The following is a 24248-nucleotide window of genomic DNA, read 5'->3' on the forward strand; positions in this document are numbered from 1 at the left end:
CGTGGAAAAAGAGCAGCTCGTCGAGATCGCCAATACGGAGATGCCGTTCGGTAAATATAAGGGCCGCAGGCTGATTGATTTGCCGGAAGAGTACCTTCTGTGGTTTGCCCGAAAGGATGAATTCCCGGCGGGACGACTGGGTGAGCTGATGGCCATCACGCTACTGATTAAAACCGAGGGGCTGACCCAGCTGGTTCAGCCCCTGAAACGTCCTTAAGCCTTCGCGGCGCGGGTCTCTTCCTGCGCCAGTTTTTCCGTCTGACGCTTGTAACGACGCGCCAGTACCGCACAGACCATCAGCTGGATCTGATGGAAAATCATCAGCGGCAGTACCATCATCCCAATCACTGAGGTCGGGAACAGAATGTTGGCCATCGGGATGCCGTTTGCCAGGCTTTTCTTCGAGCCGCAGAACACAATGGTGATTTCGTCTGCTTTGTTGAAGCCGCACTTGCGTGCCACAAAGACGTTTACCGCAATGACAATCGCCAGCAGGACGATACTGACCACTACGATAAATAGCAGCGAGCCTGCGCCCACCTTATGCCAGATACCATTCACCACGGCTTCGCTGAAGGCGGAGTAAACCACCAGCAGGATCGACGTCTGATCGGTTTTTGAGATCCATTTCTTGTGCTTCGCCACAAACGCCCCCGTCCACGGACGAGAAAGATGACCAAGGACAAATGGCAGAAGCAGCTGCAGACAGATTTTCCCTACCTGCTCCAGATTACCGCCTGCACCGTGCATATTCATCAGCAGGCCAACCAGCAGCGGCGAGACGAAAATCCCTAACAGGCTTGATGCCGATGCCGAGCAGACAGCGGCCGCGACGTTGCCGCCTGCCAGCGAAGTAAAGGCAATCGCGGACTGGACGGTGGCTGGCAAAATACAGAGGTAGAGGAAACCGGTATAGAGCGCCGGGTCAACATTGACCGGAGCCCACCACGCAAACAGCACGCCGAGTATTGGGAAAAGAATAAAGGTGCTGCACATGACCCACAGGTGGAGTCGCCAGTGGCTTCCCCCTGCGATAATGGCTTCGCGGGAGAGTTTGGCGCCGTGCATAAAGAACAGCAGCGCGATGGCCGCGGTGGTGAGTCCTTCAAAGAATGGCACAAAACCGCCGCGCGCGGGGAAGAAGGAGGCCAGTAAAACGGTGACGACCAGGGTAAGTGTAAACGGATCAAGAATACGAAATAGTTTCATAATGACTCCTGAAAACAGATGTCGCTATTGTGCTTTGTTCCCTTTGAGAAATAAAATTGATTTATTGCATCTATTCATGAATTAAACAGATGAATTATTCCTTACGTCAGCTTCGCGTTTTTGTCACCGTGGCCCATGCCCGCAGCTTCAGCCGGGCAGGGGAGATCATTGGCCTGAGCCAGTCGGCCGTCAGCCACAGTGTGAAAGAACTAGAACTCCAGACAGGTGTGCGTCTACTCGACCGCACCACGCGTGAAGTGGTATTAACCGAAGCCGGACAGCAGCTGGCACTGCGACTGGAGCGGTTACTGGATGAACTGAACAGCACGCTCAGGGATGTCGGGAGACTGGGGCAGCAGCTTTCTGGCACCGTACGGGTGGCAGCAAGCCAGACGATTTCGGCGCATCTTATTCCGCAGTGTATTGCTGAGGGTAACCAGCGCTATCCGGATATCGATTTTGTGCTGCACGACAGGCCGCAACAGTGGGTGCTGGAGAGCATCCGCCAGGGCGATGTGGATTTTGGCATCGTCATCGATCCCGGCCAGGTGAGTGACCTGGAGTGTGAGATTGTGCTTTCTGAGCCTTTTTTGCTGCTCTGTCGGGACGACGATCCGCTGGCAATGCTGCCTCATGTCAGCTGGCAGACGCTGCAGGGCGCGAAACTGGTATTACAGGATTATGCATCGGGCAGCCGTCCATTGATTGACTCCGCGCTGAATGCTCAGGGGGTAAAAGCAACCATCGTGCAGGAGATTGGTCACCCGGCTACGCTGTTTCCTATGGTTGAGGCAGGCATTGGGATCAGCGTATTGCCTGCCCTGGCGCTGCCGTTGCCACAGGGGAGCCGGCTGGCTGTAAGACGGTTGACCCCGGTGGTTGACAGAAAGCTGATGCTGGTTCGACGAAAAAATCGTTCTCTTTCGGGGGCGGCACAGGCTATCTGGGAAGTGGTGCGTATCCAGGCGCAACGGTTAACCGAAGCCCGCATACGCGACCCACTGTTTAATGCTGCAGATGATTAGATGTAAATATCGATCTGATTGACATCTGATGGGTTGTTTACCCCTTCCACTTTGCCCTGCTTCTGGTCTTGTTTCTTCTGGGCCTCTTCCGCCTGCTGGCGCAATAGTTGTGCAAGCTGTGTCTGCAGCACTTTAAGCTGTGCCTGAATGAGCTCCTGCTGTTTTTTCTTCTCTTCCGGGCTGCCGGCACTCTCTGGCAGCTCTTTTAGCTGTTGAGTCAGTTTGGTGATTTGCTCCGTAATGCGGCTGATTTGGGCAGCAATATCGTTGCCACTGGAAGCACTCCCACCACTGTTACTGGTTTGAATAGGGTGGGTTGATGTCTGAATGGTCGTCATAGTCTTTCCTCTTACCATAAAACAGAGATATCGGCACCGATGGTGGGAGCTTGAGGAAAACTGCTATATCTGGCAGGGCGTTAGGCTGGCTGGAGCGGCTACAGGAAGTTTCTGTGCAAAAGATTCGAACCGTCCATATCGCAGATAGCAAAAAAGCGCCTTTAGGGCGCTTTTTTACATTGGTGGGTCGTGCAGGATTCGAACCTGCGACCAATTGATTAAAAGTCAACTGCTCTACCAACTGAGCTAACGACCCGAAATGGTGGGCGATGACGGGCTCGAACCGCCGACCCCCTCCGTGTAAAGGAGATGCTCTACCAACTGAGCTAATCGCCCATTTCGGAACTGCTGCGATAAGGTGAGAATGGTGGGCGATGACGGGCTCGAACCGCCGACCCCCTCCGTGTAAAGGAGATGCTCTACCAACTGAGCTAATCGCCCAATCTCAATTCTTATCTACACTGCGAGTCTACGTGAAGTAGATGGTGGGTGATGACGGGCTCGAACCGCCGACCCCCTCCGTGTAAAGGAGATGCTCTACCAACTGAGCTAATCACCCCCGCTGTGTGGAGTCGCATTATAGGGAGAGTTGAAAATGAGTCAACGCATTTTCTAAAGTTTTTATTCGTTCGTCGTAAAATTAAACAAAACGATCGTGAAATGGGCTGTGGCGCATGATTTCTAAACAAAAACAGCAAACTCGGTCACGATAAAGGGATCGACATTGAGGAATCGCCGCACAGTGATAGAATATTGCCCATCGTTTTTTCCCCAGGATTTGCCGATTGCCGGCATCTTTATAACGTAAGGCCATTTCATGAAAATCAAAACTCGCTTCGCGCCCAGCCCGACAGGCTACCTGCACGTCGGTGGTGCACGTACTGCTCTCTATTCCTGGCTTTTTGCACGCCACAACAAAGGTGAGTTCGTGCTGCGTATTGAAGACACCGATCTCGAGCGCTCCACGCCGGAAGCAATTGAAGCCATTATGGATGGGATGAACTGGCTGAATCTGCAGTGGGATGAAGGTCCTTACTTCCAGACCAAACGTTTTGACCGTTATAACGCGGTAATTGACGAGATGCTGGTCGCGGGTACGGCATACAAATGCTATTGCTCTAAAGAGCGCCTGGATGCGCTACGTGAAGAGCAGATGGCGAACGGCGAAAAGCCGCGTTACGACGGCCGCTGCCGCCATGACCACAGCGAGCATGCCGCTGATGAACCTTGCGTGGTGCGTTTTGCTAACCCACAGGACGGCTCTGTTATTTTTGACGACCAGATCCGTGGCCCAATCGAATTCAGCAACCAGGAGCTGGACGATCTGATCATCCGCCGTACCGACGGTTCTCCAACCTATAACTTCTGCGTGGTGGTTGACGACTGGGACATGGAAATCACCCACGTTATCCGTGGCGAAGACCATATCAATAACACCCCGCGCCAGATCAACATCCTGAAAGCGTTAAATGCCCCTGTTCCGGTCTATGCGCACGTTTCAATGATCAACGGTGACGACGGTAAAAAGCTGTCTAAACGTCACGGTGCGGTCAGCGTTATGCAGTATCGCGACGACGGCTATCTGCCGGAAGCGCTGCTGAACTACCTGGTGCGTCTGGGCTGGGCTCATGGCGATCAGGAAATTTTCAGCCGCGAAGAGATGATCGATCTGTTCTCTCTGAACTCTGTGAGCAAATCCGCCAGTGCGTTCAACACTGACAAGCTGCTGTGGCTGAACCACCACTACATCAATACCATGCCGCCGGAATATGTGGCGACTTACCTGCAGTGGCACATTGAGCAGGCCAATATTGATACCCGTACTGGCCCTGAGCTGGCGGACCTGGTGAAACTGCTCGGCGAGCGTTGCAAGACGCTGAAAGAGATCGCCGAAAGCTGCCGCTATTTCTATGAAGAGTTTGATGAGTTCGATGCGGATGCCGCGAAGAAACATCTGCGTCCTGTTGCGCGTCAGCCGCTGGAAGTGGTACGTGACAAACTGGCGGCCCTCACTGAGTGGACCGCAGAGAATGTGCATCATGCGATTCAGGCTACCGCTGACGAACTGGAAGTCGGTATGGGTAAAGTAGGTATGCCACTGCGCGTAGCGGTGACCGGTGCGGGTCAGTCTCCGGCGCTGGATGTTACCGTTCACGCGATCGGTAAGTCTCGCAGCGTGGCGCGCATTAACAAGGCTCTGGGATTTATTGCTGAACGTGAAAACCAGCAGTAAAACAGCCTGAGAAGCAAAAACGGCAGGGTAACCTGCCGTTTTTTTATGCGTGTAATTCAGCAATACCCAGGCGCGTAAGAAAACCGCTGATGCCTTCGCGTTTTAGCAACACGTGCAGTCGTTCCTGTTCCAGCTGCGTCATGTTTTCAAGCGTGTCGACAATCTGCACGAGCAGATTCGACGACGCAGGATCGCCATAGGGCATCGTTGCTTCTGCCAGGTGGTAAACCGCCTGACGGTTGCGAATGGCCGGGAGGTTCATGATATGCTCCTTCACCCGAGTATCAATATGGATCAGCCGCGCTCGTCCCCCTTTCACGCCATTGATCCCTTCGGTTTTCCAGCCCTGCTGACGAATCCAGCGGTTAACGGTTTGCCGGGCAACACCCAGGCTGTTCGCCAGCTCTTCCGTGGTCATTTTGCTGCGTAATCTTTTCATATCAGTTATGGTCGCGAATCCCTAAACGTTGCAACAATCCGGTAATCCCTTCCCGCAGTAACAGCGATGTCATCTGCTTTTGCTCTTCCGGCGTCATTTCATTCGCCAGCGTCAGAAGTAATGTGTGCAGAGAACCGTTTTGCAACGCATTTTCCGGCATATCTGCGGTTTCCGTTGCCCGGCGCGCGCTGCGGATAAAGTCACGCACTTTCTCGTTCACATGTACCAGGCGCGCTTTCCCGCCCTGAACTCCCGGTTTTGGCGATGTAATCCAACCCTCTTTGCGTACCCATTTATTGATGGTCTGGCGGCTATAGCCAGTGAGGAGGGCTAACTCTTCTGGCGTCATTCGTTCCTTGATCATACAATTTCCTGAATATTTGTGGGGTCAATTAACGGTTCATTTTATAGCACCGTTTTAGGTGAAAACGTGACAGGCTTAACTCCTGACTGCGAGGCGGCTCGCAAAGTGGTTCATTTGCATGATTTTTCGGCGATTGAACGGCAGTGAATGATTTTGCCGTTGACACTCCGCAGCGGAATTCATATTATGCCGCCCGTCAACATGACAGCTTTACGATGGGGCTATAGCTCAGCTGGGAGAGCGCTTGCATGGCATGCAAGAGGTCAGCGGTTCGATCCCGCTTAGCTCCACCAAACTCTGAACCCAACAGAGTAGGGTAAGTAAAGTAACATGTGGGGCTATAGCTCAGCTGGGAGAGCGCTTGCATGGCATGCAAGAGGTCAGCGGTTCGATCCCGCTTAGCTCCACCAAAATTTGAACCCTCGTCGAAAGACGGGGGTTTTTTTATGTCTTTGTAACGACCTTCACCCTCTTTTGTTGCCAAATTAGCAGCGTTCCTATACCTCGCCTCAATCCAAATCAATAAACGAGTCTATAAATGGACTTCAACTTGATTCGAGCAATTAATAAACCTATTATCCGTCCGGCCAATAATTTGCATGGTAAAACAGATTATCCAACTTAATGAATAGAAAAACTTACAATAATGTAAAGATATTTATGATTGCTCTGGCGCTGTGTTTGATTACGGTGCCCTTTTCCCGTTATATCTCTCCACGCGCTATAGTAAATGGTCATGATGTTTATCTGGCATGGCTGCCGTTAAGCGTTATGCTGGCCGTGATTTTGTTATTTGGGCGTCGGGCAATCATTCCCATTCTTTTAAGTTTCACTATTGCTAACATCTACAATATTAATTTAGCACCACTACAATATTTAGTATTATTGATCTGTCAGACGTTTTCTGTTTTTGCTGCCTGTGGCGTCCTGCGCCTTGTGCTGGGCAAGCGCTGGCGTCACTGCGTGCCGAACAAACACATTGGGCAACGTATATTCTGGCTGGGCTTTATGGTGCCGATAGGCATTAAAGGGTTGATGTATCTGGCTGGCTTTTTATTTGATTTTCCCGTGACTATCTCAACATTCTTTGGCGAAGGCACCGTAATTTATAACATCGTTGATATTCAAAGCTTGATATGCGCAGCGTTGATTTTCACCATGATGTTCTATTATCCATTAAGAATGATAATTAATCCCCGCTATGTCAGAACCTTCTGGCTGCGGAGCGTGAAGCCAGTGTTTTTTCATAAAAAATCTTTGTATGTATTCATCTGGCTGGCTTTTTTAATTTTCACCCTTGCCGTGTTATGTGCGCCATTTGAGTCACCGGTTATTGCTGGCTATTTAATGCCAGTCATTTTTATTCTCTTTACGCTAGGTATCAGTCGCCTCAGCTATGCGCTCATCTCTTTACTGTGGGCGGCATCCGCTCTGCTGCTGTTGACCTATAACTACAACTTCCTTAATGGCGTCGAATCTGGGCATTCACTCTCCTTTATCCTGTCTGTGCTGATCTCTTTCGCTATCTGTCTGCTTTACATGTCGCGGCTCTACCAGCGAAGCAACTGGTTGAAGCAGGACTGGCAGGACAGGGCGCTGACCGACCCGCTGACTGGTTTACCGAATATTCGGGCGCTGGAGGAGTTTCTTCAGGCTCAGCCGGATGCAAAAATCTGCTGCCTGCGGATGGACAACCTGGAATTTTTAAGCCGCCACTACGGCATTCTTATGCGGGTGCATTGCAAACGTAGGGTAACCACCTCCCTGCAGCCGCTGTTGCAGAAAGATGAGAAGCTCTTCCAGTTGCCAGGCAGCGAGCTGGTCATTGTATTGCTGGGGCCTGAAACCGCTGAACGGCTGCAGCATATGGTCGATCAATTAAACAGCCGAAAAATTTACTGGAACAACACGGGGCTGGATATCGAGTTTGGCGCATCCTGGGGAATGGTTGAAAACGGCGAGAACTTGCACCATACGCTGGGCCAACTGAGCTGGCTTGCCGAGCAGTCATGCGGAGCGCATAACGTACTCGCGCTCACCAATAGCCTGGAGGCCGCGTCGGGGCAAACCACAGAACGGGTGCTGATGTTAGCGCGTATCAAACATGCCCTGGATGCCGGTCAGTTTCATTTATATGCCCAGCCAATCCAAAAAGCGGACGGCAGCGGTTATTACGAAATACTGGCGCGCATGGAAAGCGAGGGAGAGATTATCACGCCTGACCGCTTCATCCCGCTGATTGCCCAGTTTAACCTGAGCCACCGGTTTGATATGTGCGTGCTGGAAAAACTGCTGTTGTGGTTGCGCGATCATCCTGCGTCGCAGGGTGGCACTCGCTTTTCTGTCAATCTGATGCCTCTGACGCTGATGCAAAAAGAGGTGGCTACCGAGATTAGCGCGTTGTTCGAACACTATGGTATCGCGCCGCAGGACGTTGTCCTTGAGATCACGGAAGAGCAGGCCTTCTCGAACTCTGGCAGCAGTATCAAAAACCTTCAGCAGCTACGGGATCGTGGGTTCCGTATCGCGATTGATGATTTTGGTACCGGCTATGCCAACTACGAACGACTCAGACGCCTTCAGGCGGATATCATTAAAATAGATGGCTGCTTTGTTAAAGATATCTGTACCGACGACATGGACGCGATGATTGTGCAGTCGATTTGTAATCTGGCAAAAACCAAATCACTGAGTGTGGTGGCAGAATATGTGGAGACGCCGGCGCAACGCGACATGCTTCTGCGTTTTGGTGTGGATTACCTGCAGGGATACCTGATAGGCAAACCGACGCCGCTTGACGCACTGCAGGCATAAAAAAACCGGGAGCCAGGCTCCCGGTTCTTATATAACGTGACGGGTTACAGTACCAGTGCTGCGATAGATGCTGACAGTACGCTCACCAGCGTTGAGCCGTAAACCAGTTTCAGACCGAAGCGAGAAACAACGTTACCCTGTTCTTCGTTCAGACCTTTAATCGCACCGGCGATGATACCGATGGACGAGAAGTTCGCGAAGGAAACCAGGAACACGGACAGGATGCCTTCCGCACGTGGAGAGAGCGTGCTGGCGATTTTCTGCAGATCCATCATTGCAACGAATTCGTTAGAAACCAGTTTGGTCGCCATGATACTGCCAACCTGCAGCGCTTCGTGAGCAGGGACACCCATCACCCAGGCAACAGGGTAGAAGATGTAGCCCAGGATGCCCTGGAAGGAGATGCCCAGAACTGCGGCGAACAGGGCGTTCAGGGCAGAGATCAGGGCGATGAAGCCGATCAGCATCGCGGCAACGATAATCGCCACTTTAAAGCCCGCCAGAATATATTCACCCAGCATTTCGAAGAAGCTCTGACCTTCGTGCAGATTTGCCATCTGCAGGTTCTCTTCGCCTTCCTCAACACGGTATGGGTTGATCAGTGACAGCACGATAAAGGTACTGAACATATTCAGCACCAGAGCAGCAACCACATATTTTGGTTCCAGCATGGTCATATACGCGCCCACGATAGACATGGAAACGGTGGACATTGCTGTTGCGGCCATGGTGTACATACGGTTACGGGACATCTTGCCGAGAATATCTTTATACGCGATAAAGTTCTCTGACTGGCCCAGAATCAGGGAGCTGACGGCGTTGAATGATTCCAGCTTACCCATACCGTTAACTTTGGACAGTACGGTACCAATGGCGCGGATCACAATCGGCAGAACACGGATGTGTTGCAGAATACCAATCAGCGCAGAGATGAAGACGATTGGGCAAAGTACTTTCAGGAAGAAGAACGCCAGCCCTTCGTCGTTCATTTTACCGAAGACAAAGTTCGTCCCTTCGTTGGCGAATCCGAGCAGTTTTTCGAACATTTCGGAGAAGCCTTTTACGAAGCCAAGCCCCACGTTGGAGTTCAGGAAGAACCACGCGAGCAAAACTTCAATAACGAGAAGCTGAACAACAAAGCGAATGCGGATTTTTTTACGGTCATGGCTGACCAGCAACGCAAGCGCAGTAACGACAACGAGTGCCAGGACAAAGTGAAGGACGCGGTCCATATTTGCTCCAAATATGAGGCAGGTTTAATTTTCGTGCACATTCTATGTAACAACCGAAAAGAAAACGAGATCAAGGACACACTATAGTTACATCCTGTGACGAGTCTCAAAAATAGTGATCCACAATACATTTTTGTTATGTTAGGTAAATGAGTGAAAAGTTAAGTTTGTGTGCTAGTCTTCACAAAAGAGCGCGCGATTTCGGTTTCTGTTAGAGCGCCCCCGCTTACCCGCCTGTCTATCGTTCAAAGCTATCAGAGAAATCACTGCAACCGTTACAAATGATCTTGATAATCATTCTCATTTTGATAGCATTAAACATAGCAAAGGCTATATTTCAGAGGCAGAAATGACAAACAGTCGCGTAGAGGGTAGCAGTGGCAGAGCAGCGCGCAAGTTGCGGTTCGCATTAATGGGACCTGCGTTCATCGCTGCCATTGGCTATATCGATCCAGGCAATTTTGCGACCAATATTCAGGCCGGGGCCAGCTTTGGCTATAAGCTTCTGTGGGTGGTTGTCTGGGCTAACCTGATGGCTATGCTGATTCAGATGCTCTCCGCGAAACTGGGTATTGCCACCGGTAAAAACCTGGCGGAACAGATTCGCGATCATTACCCGCGCCCGGCGGTATGGTTGTACTGGATCCAGGCGGAAATCATTGCGATGGCAACCGATCTCGCCGAATTCATTGGTGCGGCAATTGGTTTCAAGCTGATCCTTGGCGTATCGCTGCTGCAGGGGGCGGTGCTTACCGGCATTGCCACCTTCCTTATTCTGATGCTGCAGCGTCGGGGGCAAAAACCGCTGGAAAAAGTCATCGGCGGCCTGCTGCTGTTTGTCGCTGCGGCCTATATTGTCGAATTGATTTTCTCGCAGCCTAACCTGGCGCAGCTCGGTAAAGGGATGGTGATCCCAAGCCTGCCAACCTCTGAAGCGGTGTTCCTCGCCGCCGGGGTGCTGGGGGCGACCATCATGCCACATGTGATTTACCTTCACTCCTCGTTAACCCAGCACCTGCACGGGGGGACGCGCAAAGAACGCTATTCGGCAACCAAATGGGATGTGGCTATCGCCATGACGATTGCCGGTTTTGTGAATCTGGCGATGATGGCAACCGCTGCCGCTGCGTTCCACTTTAACGGACACACTGGCATTGCCGATCTCGATCAGGCCTATCTGACGCTGGAGCCGTTACTGAGCCATGCGGCTGCGACCATATTTGGCTTAAGCCTGGTGGCGGCAGGTCTCTCCTCTACGGTGGTAGGAACACTGGCCGGGCAGGTGGTCATGCAGGGGTTCGTCCGCTTCCATATACCGCTGTGGGTACGTCGCACCGTCACAATGTTGCCGTCATTTGTGGTGATCCTGATGGGGCTGGACCCAACACGCATTCTGGTCATGAGCCAGGTGCTGCTGAGCTTCGGGATCGCACTTGCGCTGGTGCCGCTGCTGATCTTTACCAGCAACAAACATCTGATGGGCGAACTGGTTAACACCACGCTGGTGAAACGGACCGGATGGGTCATCGTGGTTGTGGTAGTGGCGCTGAACCTGTGGTTACTGATAGGCACGGCATTGGGGTTATAAAAGAAAAAGGAGCCGGGAGGCTCCTTTTTTAGATTAGTGACGACCGTGGCCGTGACCATGTCCACCGCGACCTTTACCGCCGCGATCCCAGCCGCCACGGCGGTCATCACGGTCGTTCCAGCCTTCGCGATAACCACGCTCGTAGGCGTTGTTTTTGTACCAGCCGCGGTGCAAACCATTATCATGTTTCCACCAGCGGTCGCCGCGCCACTCATAGTGACGGTGCCAGTAGTCACGGTCGCGCCAGTAGCCACCGTCCCAGTATCTGCCGTAGTCGTCACGATCGCCAATTTGTAATTTTACTGATGGCAACAGGGTGATTTCGCCAGCAGTGGCGACCAGCGGGGCCGAAGCCAGTAATACCGCTGCAAGAATCAGTGACCTGAACATACTCTTCTCCTTCACGATCGGGGCCTTAGGGGGCCTGTTAACGCAATTTTACGAGTTGGGAAAGCCTCGTTTCATCGCCTCAACTCCGAATTCAGACGTGATAGCACTTTTTGCTAAAACAGGATTTATTTTGAGCTATTCAGGATCCCGTCAATGGTGGCAAGCTCTTCCGCCGTGAAATGGCGGTTCTCCAGCATGCCCACTGCATCGTCTATTTGCCCGGTTTTACTGGCGCCAATCAGTACGGAAGTTACCGCCTCGTGGCGCAAAATCCAGGCCAGCGCCATCTGAGACAGCTTCTGTCCCCGGCTTTCTGCCAGCGCGTTCAGTCTTCTGACTTTTTCCAGTTTCTCCTGGGTTATCTGATCCGGGTTCAGGAACTTACTCCCGCTCGCGGCACGGGAGTCTGCCGGAATGCCGTTCAGATAACGATCGGTCAGTTGACCACCCGCCAGCGGCGAGAATGGAATGCAGCCGACACCTTTTTCCTGCAAAACGTCCAGCAAGCCCGCTTCCGGAGCACGTTCAAACATTGAATATTTCGGCTGATGGATCAGACACGGCGTGCCGAGGTCATGGAGTATGTCGATAGCCTGCCGTGCAAGCTCGGCCGGGTAATTGGACAAACCGACATACAGGGCTTTCCCCTGACGCACCAGATGGTCAAGCGCTTTCATTGTCTCCTGCAGCGGCGTTTCCGGGTCAGGACGGTGGTGATAGAAGATATCAACATACTCCAGCCCCATACGTTTCAGACTTTGATTCAGGCTTGCGATGAGATATTTGCGCGATCCCCAGTCACCGTAAGGGCCGTCCCACATGGTATAGCCCGCTTTCGTCGAGATGATCAGCTCATCGCGCCACGGCAGAAAATCTTCCTGCAAAATGCGGCCGAAATTGCGCTCGGCGGAACCGGGAGGCGGACCATAGTTATTGGCAAGGTCGAAGTGTGTAATACCAAGATCAAACGCGCGCTGTAAAAGTTGACGGCTGTTTTCGATAAGCGTGGCGTCACCGAAGTTGTGCCAGAGCCCAAGAGAGACGGCGGGTAATTTAACGCCACTTTGCCCACAGCGACGATACAGCATTGTCTGATAACGGTTTTTATCTGGCTGATAGTGCATTCTCATGACCTCTGGCGCTAAAAAGTAAGAACAGTGTATGCGTTTACACTGATGTGAAAAAACAGAGCATAGCGCAGCCTTTTTTGTAAAGCATTCTTTCCATACTCTTCTTTCTGCCATTTCTGGACAGCCATCACGCTTATTTAATACTCAAAGTGAGGTCAACGTCAGAAGGACACCTGTTATGCGAACCCCGTACTGCGTCGCCGATTACCTGCTGGACCGTCTTACAGATTGTGGTGCCGATCATCTGTTTGGCGTGCCGGGCGACTATAACCTGCAGTTTCTCGATCATGTCATCGACAGCCCGGATATCTGTTGGGTGGGCTGTGCCAATGAGCTAAACGCATCTTATGCCGCTGACGGATATGCCCGATGTAAGGGCTTTGCCGCGCTGCTGACAACATTTGGCGTAGGGGAATTAAGTGCCATGAACGGCATGGCCGGCAGCTTTGCCGAGCATGTTCCGGTGTTACACATTGTGGGGGCACCGGGTACGGCCTCACAGCAAAAAGGGGAGCTGCTGCACCACACGCTGGGTGATGGTGAGTTCCGTCACTTCTACCATATGAGTGAACCGATCACGGTCGCGCAGGCGATCCTGACCGAACAAAACGCCTGCTATGAAATCGACAGAGTGTTAACAACCATGCTGCGGGAGCGACGTCCAGGCTACCTGATGCTGCCTGCTGATGTGGCTAAAAAATCAGCCACGCCGCCTGTAAACGCTCTCACGTTAAAGACAGCGCATGCCGATAACGCCTGCCTGAAAGCGTTCCGAGACGCCGCCGAGAGCAGGCTGAAAACAAGCAAGCGTACCGCGCTGTTGGCCGATTTCCTGGTCATGCGCCACGGCATGAAACATGCCCTGCAGAAATGGGTGAAAGAGGTGCCCATTGCCCACGCCACCATGCTGATGGGCAAGGGCATTTTTGACGAACGCCAGCCCGGTTTTTATGGCACGTACAGTGGTTCGGCAAGCGTCGGGGCGGTAAAAGAGGCCATTGAAGGGGCGGATACGGTACTGTGCATTGGCACGCGTTTTACCGATACCCTGACGGCGGGGTTTACCCATCAGCTGACGCAGGCGCAAACGATAGAAGTGCAGCCACATGCCGCACGGGTGGGGGATGTCTGGTTTACCGGTATCCCTATGTCTGACGCGATCGAGACGCTGGTGGCTCTCTGCAAACAGTATGTCCACGATACCCTGGTGCCAGTCTCTCACAGCGGTATCGCCTTCCCGCAATCCGAGGGCTCGCTCACTCAGGAGAATTTCTGGAGCACCCTGCAAACCTTTATTCGTCCGGGTGACATTATTCTTGCCGACCAGGGAACGTCAGCCTTTGGTGCGATCGATTTGCGTCTGCCGGCAGACGTGAATTTTATCGTCCAGCCGCTGTGGGGCTCCATTGGCTACACCCTGGCCGCGGCGTATGGTGCCCAAACCGCCTGTCCAGACCGACGCGTCATTGTGCTCACGGGGGATGGCGCCGCGCAGTTGACCATTCAGGAACTGGGCTCGATGCTGCGTGATAAACAGCACCCCATTATCCTGGTGCTCAACAATGAAGGGTACACCGTAGAGAGGGCCATTCACGGACCGGAACAGCGCTATAACGACATTGCCTTATGGAACTGGACGCAAATTCCGCAGGCACTGAGCCTGGATCCTCAGGCACAGTGCTGGCGGGTCAGTGAAGCGGAACAGCTGGCGGAGGTGCTCGAAAAAGTGGCACACCACGAGCGACTGTCACTGATTGAAGTGATGCTACCCAAAGCGGATATCCCGCCGCTGTTAGGGGCGATTACCAAAGCGCTGGAAGCGCGTAACAACGCCTGATCACTTGTCGTTACGCCAGGCCATCATCATCGGTTTGCCCGCCAGCAGGAGCCAGGCGGGCAACATCACGATGCAAAGTAACGGGATGAGAGTAGTATCCGGAACCACCACCGCGGCCATAAACAGGCTCAGCCAGGCATCACGTGTCACCACCAATACCAGCCCCAGAATAGAGCAAGAGACGGTAATCGCCGCCGGAACCGCATCCACATGTTCATGCAGCATCAGCCCCAACGCGACGCCAACAAAGACCGCCGGGAAAATCCGTCCGCCACGGAAACCGCACGCTGCCGCCACCACCAGCGCAGCCAGCTTTATGAGCGCAAACAGCAAATAATCGGACACGCTAAACACCTGACTGAAGGCCAGCTGTTGCATCTCATCCAGACCTTTAAACAGCGTTACCTTACCGCCGATGGCCCCTAATATGCCGAGGATCAATCCGCCGACCCCGAGGATAAGCACCGGATGTTTGAGCTTATGCACCAGCCGGTGCAGACGCGGCAGACACCATACGGCGATCATCCCCAGCGCAATGGCAATAGCGACCACAACCGCACCGCTGAAGATATCGGCTATCTGCATCTGGCCGTAGTGGGGAAGGGAGAGCGAGAAGTGTGGATTGAAAAACAGACTGGTGGTGAGCGCACCGGCCGCAGCGGCCATCAGTGGCGCAAAGAGTTTATCCCAGAGCGGCACGTCGTTATTGCTGGAAAGCGTCTGCGAGAAAATCAGCGCGGCCGCGACCGGCGTACCGAAGAGCGCGCCAATGGTGCCAGCCGATGCCAGAATCGTCCAGTCCAGGGCCCCGACGCGGGGTAAAATGCGTGAGCCGAGATACACCGCCAGACCGATGTTGACCGCCATGATCGGGTGTTCCGGCCCCAGGCTAACGCCGCCCGCCAGACCGATAATCAACGCGATAATGAGCCCTGGTAGCGCTGCAGGAGCGACCGGGGCACCAATCAGCGGTTCCAGCGCCGGATCAGGCCCGGCGTGCCCTGGGCTAAAGCGGATCACCAGACCCACCGCAACCCCCGTCAGGGTCAGCATCATTATGATCCATGCCGGCGAATCAACGCTGATACCCACCTGAGCCGGAAGCGCCGTCCATAACATCGTTTGCAGCACTGAGGCGACTTTCATCACGACGATAAGCACCAGGCTTGAGACAATACCAATAATTAAGGCCGGGATTGCCAGCAACAGCATGGTTCTGGCTCGCGGGTGGAGCATGATAATTTCCTTGTACAAAAAGGTATTACGTTACTTTGCACAATCAGCATTGTGGCAATAGTGCAAAAGGTGCTGAAACGGTAAAGTTATTCTGTGACGAAGATCGATAATCCCGGGGCATTCACCTTCCGGTCGTTGTTGTTATCACGCCTTGAATTTACAGTGTTCCAAAGATTTATTCTGACTTTAGCGGAGCAGTAGAAGAATGACAAAGTATGCTTTGGTAGGAGATGTGGGCGGCACTAACGCGCGCCTGGCATTATGCGATGTAAGTAGCGGTGAAATTTCCCAGGCGAAAACCTATTCAGGGCTGGATTACCCGAGCCTTGAGGCCGTTGTACGCGTCTATTTGGAAGAGCACAAGGTCAGCGTTGAAGATGGCTGTATCGCGATTGCCTGCCCGATTACCGGCGACTGGGTCGCGATGACCAACCATACCTGGGCATTTTCCATTGCCGAGATGAAAAAGAACCTCGGCTTTGCACATCTGGAAATCATCAACGACTTTACTGCGGTGTCGATGGCCATCCCGATGCTGAAGCCAGAGCACCTGACTCAGTTTGGCGGTACTGCCCCGGTAGAAGGCAAGCCGATTGCCGTATACGGTGCCGGTACAGGGCTGGGCGTTTCGCATCTGGTTCATGTTGATAAGCGCTGGGTGAGTCTGCCGGGTGAAGGTGGACACGTGGATTTTGCACCGAACAGCGAAGAAGAGGGCATTATTCTGGAAGAGCTACGCGCTGAGATCGGCCACGTGTCGGCTGAGCGCGTGCTTTCCGGCCCGGGGCTGGTAAACCTGTATCGTGCGATTGTGAAGTCTGACGGCCGTCTGCCGGAAAATCTGCAGCCGAAAGACGTGACCGAGCGCGCACTGGCAGACAGCTGCATCGACTGCCGTCGCGCACTGTCGCTGTTCTGCGTGATCATGGGGCGTTTTGGTGGCAACCTGGCGCTTACGCTCGGCACCTTCGGTGGCGTTTACATTGCCGGTGGCATTGTGCCGCGCTTCCTGGAGTTCTTCAAAGCGTCAGGCTTCCGCGGCGGGTTCGAAGACAAAGGACGTTTTAAAAGCTACGTGCAGGACATTCCTGTTTATCTGATTGTGCACGACAACCCGGGTTTACTTGGCTCGGGTGCCCACCTGCGTCAGGTGCTCGGTCAGATCCTCTAAAACCTAGCCCCTCTCTTGCGGGAGAGGGGATTTACAGGTGCATTAACTGGCGGAACTCTTTGACCTTGCTGCGGCTCACTGGCACCTGAAAATCAAGATCCTTCAGGCGCAAAATGTAGGTGTTGTTAAACCACGGCTCGATCTCGCGGATCTTGTTTAAATTCACACAAAACGAGCGGTGACAGCGGAAGAAATGCGCTGTCGGCAGCTTGCTGCAAAACTCGGTAATGTTCATCGCCATCACGTACGATTCCCGCCGCGTATAGACAAACGTCATCTTTTCATGGGCTTCGGCATAGTAGATATCGTTAACCGGCGTCACGATGATACGTTCATCCTTCACCAGGTTAATCGTGTCATTCTCACGTACTGCGGGGCTTGCGGTGACAGGGGCGTTCTGCTGTTGCCACGCGGCCTCCAGCTTTTGCAGCATAGTGACGATGCGCGACTCCTGGTAAGGCTTAAGGATATAGTCAAACGCCTCCAGCTCGAAGGCTTCAACCGCGTGCTCCTTCCAGGCGGTGACGAAGACAATAAACGGCTTATGGGCAAACTGATTGATGTTTTGCGCCAGTAATACGCCATCCAGCGACGGAATGTTGATATCAAGAAAAATGGCATCAACGCGGTTATGCTGCAAAAACTTCAGCACGTCCAGACCATCGTCAAACGTGCCCACGATCTCCATCTGACTGTGCGTTTTGATGAGCCAGCTCAGCTCCTGTTGAGCCAGAAACTCATCTTCTACAATGATCACTTTCACGGGTTACTCCGGCCTAAGGCAACAGGGATGTAGACGCATGAACGGGAGAGCGTTCATTCGGAATATAAAAGGCGATCTCGGTGCCCGGTTCAAGGCGCTGAATATGCAGCCCGTCGCCGTACAGCAGTTTGACCCGGTGGTGGACATTCAGCAGCCCAATCTTATTCCCCGGCATCTCGTTGGCCTCAACGCGCTCAATGACTTTAGGATCAATTCCGTGGCCGGTATCGCGCACGGCAATCCGCACGCGGTTGCCGCTTTCGGTCACGCTGATGGTCACCACCCCTTTCCCTTTACACGGCTGAATCCCATGGACGATAGCGTTCTCAACCAGCGGCTGGATCAGCAGGCTTGGGATCACACAGTTGACCTCTTCATCAATATCGTAAATGACGGTGAGTTTGTCACCAAAGCGCGCCTGCTCAATCGCAATGTAATCCTTGATCTGATAAAGCTCTTTTTTAATGTCGATCTGCTCGTCATCTTTTAGCTCAATGTTGTAGCGCAGATAGCGTGACAGATTGAAAATCAGCTGACGTGCGGTATCCGGATTAAGTCGAATGGACGAGGAGATCGCATTCAGCGCGTTAAACAGAAAATGAGGATTAATTTTACTTTGCAGCGCGCGCAGCTCTGCCTTATTTGCCATCTCGCGCAGCTGTTCCGCGCGGGAGACCTCCAGCTGGGTAGAGATAATCTGCGACAGCCCGATGGCCATCTCCTGCAGGGAGGAGGTGATCTGGTGCGCGTGGCAGTAGTAAATTTTTAGGGTTCCTGTCACCACGCCTTTCTCCCACAGCGGGATCACCAGCATGGAGTGAATTTCTGGGGTTCTGTGGGCTTCATCATTGTTTTTAATGATGATTTTACCGTAATTGATCGCCTGCCTGGTGGTGGGGCTGATGGTGTCATCACTGTCCTGATAGTTATGCTCACCCACGCCAACATAGGCCAGGACGTGGTCGATATTGGTAATGGCCACGGCATCGGCATGAATATCGCGACGGATGATATCGCAGACCTGACGTAAGGATTCGGCGTTAACATGGCGGAAGAGCGGGAGCGTTTTGTTGGCGATATCCAGCGCCAGCTTGGCCTGACGTGCGGCGCTGGCCTCTTTTTCCCCTTCAACGCTTTGCACCAGCAGCACGATAAAACCGATACAGACGCTGCCGAGGATCATCGGAATACCGATTTTAGAGACAATATCCAGCCCCAGCGCGATGGTGGGAGCCCAGACGACCACCAGAACCATGGTCAGCGTTTCGCACAGCATGCCCGCGATGATCCCGGCGCGCCAGTGCTGCTTTTTCGGTATTTTGCGGTTAATCCAGCCGGAAAGGACACCGGCGATGATGCTGGTGATAAAACACGGCACCGCCGTCACGCCGCCGATATCTATCAGGTAACGATGTGTCCCGGCAATGAGACCCGTAATAATGCCCACCCAGGGGCCAAACAAGATCCCACCGGACATCACGGCGATAACACGCACGTTGACCAGCGACCCTTCTACCGGCACCCCGGACCAGGTGCTGAACAGGGCGAACAGTGAAAAGATGGCGGTAACGGCCAGCAGCTCTTTTGCCGAGTGGGCGGACTTGTGCAAAAGCTCGCGGAACAGGCGAATACGAATGAGGAAAAACAGGCAAATCAGCATTAATGCCGCACGGTCAAAAACCGCCAGCAGCATATCGAATATTTCGTGCACGAGTCGACCAGCGAAAAGAGGAAAGCCCAATGATAAAAAACCTGACGCCTGTTGACCAGCTATCCGTCGGGTTTATCAAATGAGGAAAAACCATAATCTTCAAAGGGGATTGAGAGTGGCTTCCTGAAGATGCCAGTTTTTTTACTCCTGGAGAACGGCAAGGTAACAGCTTTGATATCATCATGTTAAATACTGGGTATTAAAATTGCACAATAAGCAGGAACGCTTCCGCTTTCGGTATCTGAAGGTTCCCGTTTTTAACGCGACATCTTTTTTTTGCTTAACCCCTCGACAGCATGTTTTTTTTCAGGTTATTTTCTAAACACGCCACATAAGTGGCAGCGTCGCTCGGACGGTCCGGGCGCTAACGTTAATCTGAGGAATCTATGGCTGAATTCAGTCCTGAACGCCGTTTTACGCGTATCGATCGTCTCCCCCCTTATGTTTTCAATATCACTGCTGAACTGAAGATGGCTGCGCGTCGTCGCGGCGAAGATATTATCGATTTCAGCATGGGTAACCCTGACGGCCCAACGCCTGCGCATATTGTTGAGAAGCTCTGCACGGTCGCCCAGCGCCCGGATACGCACGGTTACTCCACCTCTCGCGGCATTCCTCGATTACGTCGCGCGATCTCTCGCTGGTACCGGGATCGCTATCAGGTTGACATCGATCCGGAAAGTGAAGCCATTGTCACCATTGGCTCGAAAGAGGGGCTGGCGCACCTGATGTTGGCTACGCTGGATCATGGTGATACGGTGCTGGTGCCTAATCCAAGCTATCCCATCCATATTTACGGCGCGGTGATTGCCGGGGCGCAGGTTCGCTCTGTGCCGCTGGTGGAAGGGGTCGATTTCTTTAACGAGCTGGAACGTGCGATTCGCGAAAGCTATCCGAAACCGAAGATGATGATCCTCGGCTTCCCGTCTAACCCTACGGCGCAGTGTGTAGAACTCGACTTCTTTGAGAAAGTCGTCGCACTGGCGAAGCGTTACGATGTGCTGGTGGTACACGACTTAGCCTACGCCGATATTGTGTACGACGGCTGGAAAGCGCCTTCCATTATGCAGGTTCCGGGCGCACGTGATGTGGCGGTGGAGTTCTTTACCCTGTCGAAAAGCTACAACATGGCGGGGTGGCGTATTGGCTTTATGGTGGGTAACAAAACGCTGGTGAGTGCACTGGCGCGTATTAAGAGTTACCACGATTACGGCACTTTTACCCCATTGCAGGTGGCCGCTATCGCCGCGCTGGAAGGCGATCAGCAGTGTGTTCATGATATTGCCGCCCAGTATAAACGCCGTCGCGATGTGCTGGTGAAAGGGCTGCATGAGGCTGGCTGGATGGTGGAAATGCCGAAAGCGTCAATGTATGTCTGGGCAAAAATCCCTGAGCCTTACGCGGCGATGGGGTCACTGGAGTTTGCCAAAAAGCTGTTGCAGGACGCGAAAGTCTGCGTCTCGCCGGGCATTGGCTTCGGTGATTATGGCGATACCCATGTACGGTTCGCGCTGATTGAAAACAGCGACCGTATTCGTCAGGCGGTGAGGGGCATTAAGAGTATGTTCCGCGCCGACGGGCTTCTCGCATCAAAGAGTGCCGCTGAACAGCACGAATCTTAATGACATAAAAAAACAGGAGCCAACGGCTCCTGTTTTTTTGACTGCATGTTCTTCGCTAGATCATCAGGGCGAAGGTTCCGGCCCACACTAAAACAATCACCGAAATGCCCATAAAGAAATATTTCACGTTTCATCGCTCCGCGTATCTTCTGGTACGCACTTAAAAACAGAGTCCACCTGATTATAGAGAACTGACATTTGCCTGAGACGGAAATGAGAATTATCCCGTTACGATGCAAACTCCAGCTCAGAATTCTGTGCTTTCCTGTTGCCAGACGGCGCTAATGTACGCCTAAAAATGAGGGGTGACAAGGGGCATTTTTTTAAATACTTTCCGTAACTTACGGGTGTCGTGGAACGGCGACAGTTTGATTTCAGAGCGCAATAAATCCACGTTGAGCGACGACAAGAAAAGACAATTACTCAGGGTGATTACAGGTGATTGAAAAGGTTAGTTTCTTAGCGAAACTAACCTTTCTCCACATTAGATATAGAGAGACGCTTCGCCATGCGGCCGCGTTTTGAAACGGCGATGCATCCACAGATACTGCTCCGGCGCGCGCATAATTTCGGTCTCGATAACTTTATTGATGAACGCTGCAGCTTCGCATTCATTTTCCGGATAGTTTGCCATCTCCGGTGAGATGTGCAGACGATAGCCAGATTTATCAACCTTTCTCACCATTGTTACGGTCAGCATTGCGGCGCCTGACAGACGCGAAATCACGAACGTGCCGTTGGTGGTGGCGACATTTTTAACCGCAAAGAAGGGCGCAAAACTGCTGCCTTTACGTCCGTAGTCCTGATCGGGTGCAAACCAGACGGCTTCGCCTTTCTTCAGGGCGCCGACCATACCGCGCAGATTGTTACGGCTGATCATCGCCTTATTGGAACGCATGCGACCACGGGTTTGTACCCACTCCATCAGCGGACTGTTGTGCGGGCGGTAGGTGGCCATCATCGGCTGACAAAGCCCCATTACTCGGCCGCCCAGCTCCAGCGACATAAAGTGGACACCAACCACCATCACGCCACGGTTTTGCATTTGCGCGCGTTTCAGGTTTTCGAGACCTTCTACGTCAAACCATTTGCGGACGCGTTCATCAGGCCAGAACCAGGCCATGCCGGTTTCAAGCAATGCCATGCCGATAGATTTAAAGTTCTCGGCAATCAGTGTTTCGCGCTGCTGCGCATTATACTGGGGAAAGCACAGTTCGAGATTTTTACGGGCAATAGATTCACGACGTTTGAGGAAGTGGCGGGATGCGCTGCCGAGCCTGGAGCCCAGTACGCGGATCACAGGATAAGGAAGTTGAACCAGAAGCCAGAGTACGCCAAGACCAAACCATGTAAACCAGTAACGCGGGTGTAAAAACGCACGTTTGAAGTGGGATTGAGACAAAATAGTGAACCTATGTAAAGCCTTTGAAAGTAACGCATAAAGCGATACCACGTGCCAATTAGACCGTTGGACAAGGTCATGGTTGCAGGCTTTACCGATCTTTACGGCGTTGCCTGACCACTGCTGACGTTGGGTGGGCGGCGTAATGTAGCACCGTTATACGATATGTGCTATTACTCGTTTTTGATTAAAAAAGCGGCACCTGGAAAGGGTGTTGATTTTGTTGCTGTTGTTGATTATCACGCATGCCAGACGGTGAATCCGTGCGCTCATTCCCGTCGGACAAGCTAACGATCTCCCCTGGAGGGTGTAAATGGAAACCTATTTACAAACCGTAAGGGATGAGTGGATTCAGTTAATCAATGAAACGGATCCCCTCGTTCATCAACTTACTGCGCAACTGGCCAGCGATCATGCTTCTGGTCTGATTACGGAGTTTTATCGTGTGGTCCTGGCCGACCCTCATGCAGCGGAGTTTCTGACCACTGAGCAGGTTGAAAGGCAGCTGCAGGAAGCGCTGCGTCGTTGGCTTGTTGATGTTCTCTCCTGCCGGGTTGAACAGGTTGATGAACAGATGCGGGCTCAGCAGCGCGCCGCCGATGTTCACGCCCGAATAGGTATATCGGTAGACCTGGTTGAGATGGGTTTCCGGATCCTGAAAAAGCTGTTGTTACCTCTTATTAATGCCACACCACACCCTTCTGAGACCAAGTTAAGCATCTATCACTACGCCATTAACAGTATTGATCTGGCAATGGAGGTGATGTCGCGCGCCTATGTCTTCAGCGAGAACAATGCGGCAAAAGAGGACGAGAACTATCGAATCTTCTCGCTGATGGAAAATGCGGAAGTTGAGAAGGAGCGGCAGACCGCCGCATTGCTGACGTGGGAACTGTCGCTGCTTTATAAAGTGATGCTGGACTCCAGCATCGACAACAGCCGGCCGCTCGGGCAGTCCGACTTTGGGCTGTGGTTCAGTCATAAGGGACGTCACTACTTCAGTGGTATTGCCGAAGCAGGGCATATCTCTCGTCTTATCCAGGAGTTCGACGCGGCTTTTCATGACGTTCGTCAGACAGACGATGCCCTTCACGACAGACTGCGGCAGGTGCAATTTTTGCGGCTGACGCGAACGACCTTCTCGCAAATCGTGACCCTGCTGCATGAGCTGTTTGATGAGGTAGCCCGGCACGAGGTGGGTGTGGATGTGCTCACGCGTCTGCTCAACCGTCGCTTCCTGCCAACCATTTTTAAACGTGAAATTACCCAGGCAAGTCGTTCTGGTACGCCGCTGTCGGTGCTGCTTATCGATGTTGATAAGTTCAAGCAAATCAACGATACCTGGGGGCACAACACGGGAGATGAAATATTAAGAAAGGTTGCCGGGGCGTTTTATGACAACGTTCGCACCTGTGACTATGTCTTCCGCTATGGCGGAGATGAGTTTTTGATTGTGCTAACGGAAATCACCGAAGCCGATACCCTGCGCATTGCCGAGCGGATCCGCCGACGCGTGGAAAAAATTAAGGTTCATTCCCCGACAGGCGAGCCAATACCGTTGTCGCTTTCGATTGGGGCGGCCATGTTTAATGGTCATCCTGACTACGAACGTCTGATTCAGGCTGCGGATGAGGCGTTGTATGGGGCAAAACGACGGGGGCGAAACTGCGTGGAGTTATGGAAAGCGCAGTGACGTTTACTATCAAAGTGTCCCCTGCAGGAATCGAACATTCACTTAATCCTA

The 24248-nt window shown here is 52.7% G+C and carries 21 protein-coding genes and 6 tRNA genes; 11 read left to right on the forward strand and 16 right to left on the reverse strand.

What is annotated here, in order from left to right; genetic code table 11:
* Position 1: 1 nt before the first annotated feature.
* A complete protein-coding gene (locus tag ACOTZF_RS07085; RefSeq protein WP_003861328.1) occupies positions 2-217 on the forward strand; it encodes a DUF3820 family protein in 216 nt (71 codons plus the stop codon).
* Here the strand turns inward: ACOTZF_RS07085 and ACOTZF_RS07090 are convergent.
* The gene (locus tag ACOTZF_RS07090; protein WP_029883927.1) at positions 214-1209 is read right to left on the reverse strand and encodes a bile acid:sodium symporter family protein; all 996 of its coding nucleotides are present in this window, start codon (positions 1207-1209) and stop codon (positions 214-216) included. The two genes, ACOTZF_RS07085 and ACOTZF_RS07090, sit on opposite strands and share 4 nt — an antisense overlap.
* 89 nt (positions 1210-1298) lie before the next feature.
* Between ACOTZF_RS07090 and ACOTZF_RS07095 the strand changes: the two genes are divergently transcribed.
* A complete protein-coding gene (locus ACOTZF_RS07095; protein WP_013098193.1) occupies positions 1299-2234 on the forward strand; it encodes a LysR family transcriptional regulator in 936 nt (311 codons plus the stop codon).
* Here the strand turns inward: ACOTZF_RS07095 and ACOTZF_RS07100 are convergent.
* The 5 genes from ACOTZF_RS07100 to ACOTZF_RS07120 form a co-directional block, all read right to left on the reverse strand.
* Positions 2231-2572, reverse strand: a complete 342-nt coding sequence (locus ACOTZF_RS07100) for a FlxA-like family protein (protein ID WP_013098192.1) — start codon at positions 2570-2572, stop codon at positions 2231-2233. The two genes, ACOTZF_RS07095 and ACOTZF_RS07100, sit on opposite strands and share 4 nt — an antisense overlap.
* 180 nt (positions 2573-2752) lie before the next feature.
* Positions 2753-2828 (reverse strand) — tRNA-Lys (locus ACOTZF_RS07105).
* A gap of 4 nt (positions 2829-2832) precedes the next feature.
* Positions 2833-2908, reverse strand: a tRNA-Val gene (locus ACOTZF_RS07110).
* 29 nt (positions 2909-2937) lie between these two features.
* A tRNA-Val gene (locus ACOTZF_RS07115) sits at positions 2938-3013 on the reverse strand.
* 42 nt (positions 3014-3055) lie between these two features.
* Positions 3056-3131 (reverse strand) — tRNA-Val (locus ACOTZF_RS07120).
* A 258-nt stretch (positions 3132-3389) separates the two neighbouring features.
* Here ACOTZF_RS07120 and gltX point away from each other — a divergent pair.
* Positions 3390-4805 (forward strand): glutamate--tRNA ligase, encoded by a 1416-nt coding sequence (gltX, locus tag ACOTZF_RS07125; protein WP_038420306.1) that lies wholly within the window; start codon positions 3390-3392, stop codon positions 4803-4805.
* 43 nt (positions 4806-4848) lie between these two features.
* Here gltX and ACOTZF_RS07130 read toward each other — a convergent pair whose 3' ends face one another.
* Together ACOTZF_RS07130 and ACOTZF_RS07135 are read right to left on the reverse strand one after the other, a co-directional pair.
* Positions 4849-5244, reverse strand: a complete 396-nt coding sequence (locus ACOTZF_RS07130; RefSeq protein WP_038984358.1) for a YfeC-like transcriptional regulator — start codon at positions 5242-5244, stop codon at positions 4849-4851.
* Position 5245: 1 nt separating this feature from the next.
* Complete coding sequence (locus ACOTZF_RS07135) at positions 5246-5608, reverse strand: YfeC-like transcriptional regulator (RefSeq protein ID WP_020690601.1); 363 nt, start codon at positions 5606-5608, stop codon at positions 5246-5248.
* Positions 5609-5825: 217 nt separating this feature from the next.
* Between ACOTZF_RS07135 and ACOTZF_RS07140 the strand changes: the two genes are divergently transcribed.
* From ACOTZF_RS07140 to ACOTZF_RS07150, 3 genes are all read left to right on the forward strand, one after another.
* A tRNA-Ala gene (locus tag ACOTZF_RS07140) sits at positions 5826-5901 on the forward strand.
* A gap of 41 nt (positions 5902-5942) precedes the next feature.
* Positions 5943-6018: transfer RNA gene (locus ACOTZF_RS07145), tRNA-Ala, on the forward strand.
* Positions 6019-6232: 214 nt separating this feature from the next.
* Entirely contained in the window at positions 6233-8422 is a 2190-nt protein-coding gene (locus ACOTZF_RS07150) for an EAL domain-containing protein (RefSeq protein ID WP_047352191.1), read from the forward strand.
* A 44-nt stretch (positions 8423-8466) separates the two neighbouring features.
* Here the strand turns inward: ACOTZF_RS07150 and ACOTZF_RS07155 are convergent, their stop codons facing one another.
* Positions 8467-9654 (reverse strand): NupC/NupG family nucleoside CNT transporter, encoded by a 1188-nt coding sequence (locus ACOTZF_RS07155; protein ID WP_013098187.1) that lies wholly within the window; start codon positions 9652-9654, stop codon positions 8467-8469.
* Between the two features lie 349 nt (positions 9655-10003).
* On the opposite strand from ACOTZF_RS07155, the gene ACOTZF_RS07160 reads away from it, so the two are divergent.
* On the forward strand, positions 10004-11242 hold the full coding sequence (locus ACOTZF_RS07160) for an Nramp family divalent metal transporter (protein WP_038984362.1): 1239 nt from the start codon (positions 10004-10006) through the stop codon (positions 11240-11242).
* A gap of 33 nt (positions 11243-11275) precedes the next feature.
* Here the strand turns inward: ACOTZF_RS07160 and ACOTZF_RS07165 are convergent, their stop codons facing one another.
* The gene (locus ACOTZF_RS07165; protein WP_013098185.1) at positions 11276-11632 is read right to left on the reverse strand and encodes a DUF2502 domain-containing protein; all 357 of its coding nucleotides are present in this window, start codon (positions 11630-11632) and stop codon (positions 11276-11278) included.
* Positions 11633-11757: 125 nt separating this feature from the next.
* Positions 11758-12756: an L-glyceraldehyde 3-phosphate reductase gene (gene mgrA / locus ACOTZF_RS07170; protein WP_038984364.1), complete on the reverse strand. Its 999-nt coding sequence runs from the start codon at positions 12754-12756 to the stop codon at positions 11758-11760.
* Between the two features lie 184 nt (positions 12757-12940).
* Between mgrA and ipdC the strand changes: the two genes are divergently transcribed.
* A complete protein-coding gene (ipdC, locus tag ACOTZF_RS07175; protein ID WP_129251919.1) occupies positions 12941-14599 on the forward strand; it encodes an indolepyruvate decarboxylase in 1659 nt (552 codons plus the stop codon).
* Here the strand turns inward: ipdC and ACOTZF_RS07180 are convergent, their stop codons facing one another.
* Entirely contained in the window at positions 14600-15835 is a 1236-nt protein-coding gene (locus ACOTZF_RS07180; RefSeq protein WP_029881751.1) for an ion channel protein, read from the reverse strand.
* Between the two features lie 205 nt (positions 15836-16040).
* On the opposite strand from ACOTZF_RS07180, the gene glk reads away from it, so the two are divergent.
* Positions 16041-17006 carry a glucokinase gene (gene glk / locus ACOTZF_RS07185; RefSeq protein ID WP_038420298.1) on the forward strand — a complete coding sequence of 322 codons (966 nt, stop codon included), beginning with the start codon at positions 16041-16043 and terminating at the stop codon, positions 17004-17006.
* A 31-nt stretch (positions 17007-17037) separates the two neighbouring features.
* On the opposite strand, the gene ACOTZF_RS07190 is transcribed toward glk, so the two are convergent.
* Positions 17038-17769, reverse strand: a complete 732-nt coding sequence (locus tag ACOTZF_RS07190) for a LytR/AlgR family response regulator transcription factor (RefSeq protein ID WP_013098180.1) — start codon at positions 17767-17769, stop codon at positions 17038-17040.
* Positions 17770-17782: 13 nt separating this feature from the next.
* Positions 17783-19480, reverse strand: a complete 1698-nt coding sequence (locus ACOTZF_RS07195; protein ID WP_032618314.1) for a sensor histidine kinase — start codon at positions 19478-19480, stop codon at positions 17783-17785.
* Between the two features lie 386 nt (positions 19481-19866).
* On the opposite strand from ACOTZF_RS07195, the gene alaC reads away from it, so the two are divergent.
* Positions 19867-21102 (forward strand): alanine transaminase, encoded by a 1236-nt coding sequence (alaC, locus tag ACOTZF_RS07200; protein ID WP_045903403.1) that lies wholly within the window; start codon positions 19867-19869, stop codon positions 21100-21102.
* A gap of 55 nt (positions 21103-21157) precedes the next feature.
* On the opposite strand, the gene ypdK is transcribed toward alaC, so the two are convergent.
* Together ypdK and lpxP are read right to left on the reverse strand one after the other, a co-directional pair.
* Positions 21158-21229, reverse strand: coding sequence for a membrane protein YpdK (gene ypdK / locus ACOTZF_RS07205; RefSeq protein WP_099458937.1), 72 nt, complete (start codon positions 21227-21229; stop codon positions 21158-21160).
* Between the two features lie 357 nt (positions 21230-21586).
* Positions 21587-22507, reverse strand: a complete 921-nt coding sequence (gene lpxP, locus ACOTZF_RS07210; RefSeq protein ID WP_167816581.1) for a kdo(2)-lipid IV(A) palmitoleoyltransferase — start codon at positions 22505-22507, stop codon at positions 21587-21589.
* Positions 22508-22817: 310 nt separating this feature from the next.
* Here lpxP and ACOTZF_RS07215 point away from each other — a divergent pair, with 310 nt between their 5' ends.
* Positions 22818-24197: a diguanylate cyclase gene (locus ACOTZF_RS07215; RefSeq protein ID WP_013098174.1), complete on the forward strand. Its 1380-nt coding sequence runs from the start codon at positions 22818-22820 to the stop codon at positions 24195-24197.
* The last annotated feature ends 51 nt before the right edge of the window (positions 24198-24248 follow it).

Origin of the sequence: Enterobacter cloacae complex sp. SHL021 (assembly GCF_049237765.1) — a bacterium.
GTDB lineage: Bacteria > Pseudomonadota > Gammaproteobacteria > Enterobacterales > Enterobacteriaceae > Enterobacter > Enterobacter cloacae.

What these genes read in the sequence shown, in the direction of transcription:
- ACOTZF_RS07160 (WP_038984362.1), top strand. Translation starts at nt 10,004, where the DNA reads ATGACAAACAGTCGCGTAGAGGGTAGCAGTGGCAGAGCAGCGCGCAAG.
- glk (WP_038420298.1), top strand. Translation starts at nt 16,041, where the DNA reads ATGACAAAGTATGCTTTGGTAGGAGATGTGGGCGGCACTAACGCGCGC.
- ACOTZF_RS07095 (WP_013098193.1), top strand. Translation starts at nt 1,299, where the DNA reads ATGAATTATTCCTTACGTCAGCTTCGCGTTTTTGTCACCGTGGCCCAT.
- ipdC (WP_129251919.1), top strand. Translation starts at nt 12,941, where the DNA reads ATGCGAACCCCGTACTGCGTCGCCGATTACCTGCTGGACCGTCTTACA.
- ACOTZF_RS07165 (WP_013098185.1), bottom strand. Translation starts at nt 11,632, where the DNA reads ATGTTCAGGTCACTGATTCTTGCAGCGGTATTACTGGCTTCGGCCCCG.
- ACOTZF_RS07150 (WP_047352191.1), top strand. Translation starts at nt 6,233, where the DNA reads ATGAATAGAAAAACTTACAATAATGTAAAGATATTTATGATTGCTCTG.
- ACOTZF_RS07130 (WP_038984358.1), bottom strand. Translation starts at nt 5,244, where the DNA reads ATGAAAAGATTACGCAGCAAAATGACCACGGAAGAGCTGGCGAACAGC.
- alaC (WP_045903403.1), top strand. Translation starts at nt 19,867, where the DNA reads ATGGCTGAATTCAGTCCTGAACGCCGTTTTACGCGTATCGATCGTCTC.
- ACOTZF_RS07180 (WP_029881751.1), bottom strand. Translation starts at nt 15,835, where the DNA reads ATGCTCCACCCGCGAGCCAGAACCATGCTGTTGCTGGCAATCCCGGCC.
- ACOTZF_RS07100 (WP_013098192.1), bottom strand. Translation starts at nt 2,572, where the DNA reads ATGACGACCATTCAGACATCAACCCACCCTATTCAAACCAGTAACAGT.
- ACOTZF_RS07090 (WP_029883927.1), bottom strand. Translation starts at nt 1,209, where the DNA reads ATGAAACTATTTCGTATTCTTGATCCGTTTACACTTACCCTGGTCGTC.
- ACOTZF_RS07215 (WP_013098174.1), top strand. Translation starts at nt 22,818, where the DNA reads ATGGAAACCTATTTACAAACCGTAAGGGATGAGTGGATTCAGTTAATC.
- mgrA (WP_038984364.1), bottom strand. Translation starts at nt 12,756, where the DNA reads ATGCACTATCAGCCAGATAAAAACCGTTATCAGACAATGCTGTATCGT.
- gltX (WP_038420306.1), top strand. Translation starts at nt 3,390, where the DNA reads ATGAAAATCAAAACTCGCTTCGCGCCCAGCCCGACAGGCTACCTGCAC.
- ACOTZF_RS07135 (WP_020690601.1), bottom strand. Translation starts at nt 5,608, where the DNA reads ATGATCAAGGAACGAATGACGCCAGAAGAGTTAGCCCTCCTCACTGGC.
- ACOTZF_RS07155 (WP_013098187.1), bottom strand. Translation starts at nt 9,654, where the DNA reads ATGGACCGCGTCCTTCACTTTGTCCTGGCACTCGTTGTCGTTACTGCG.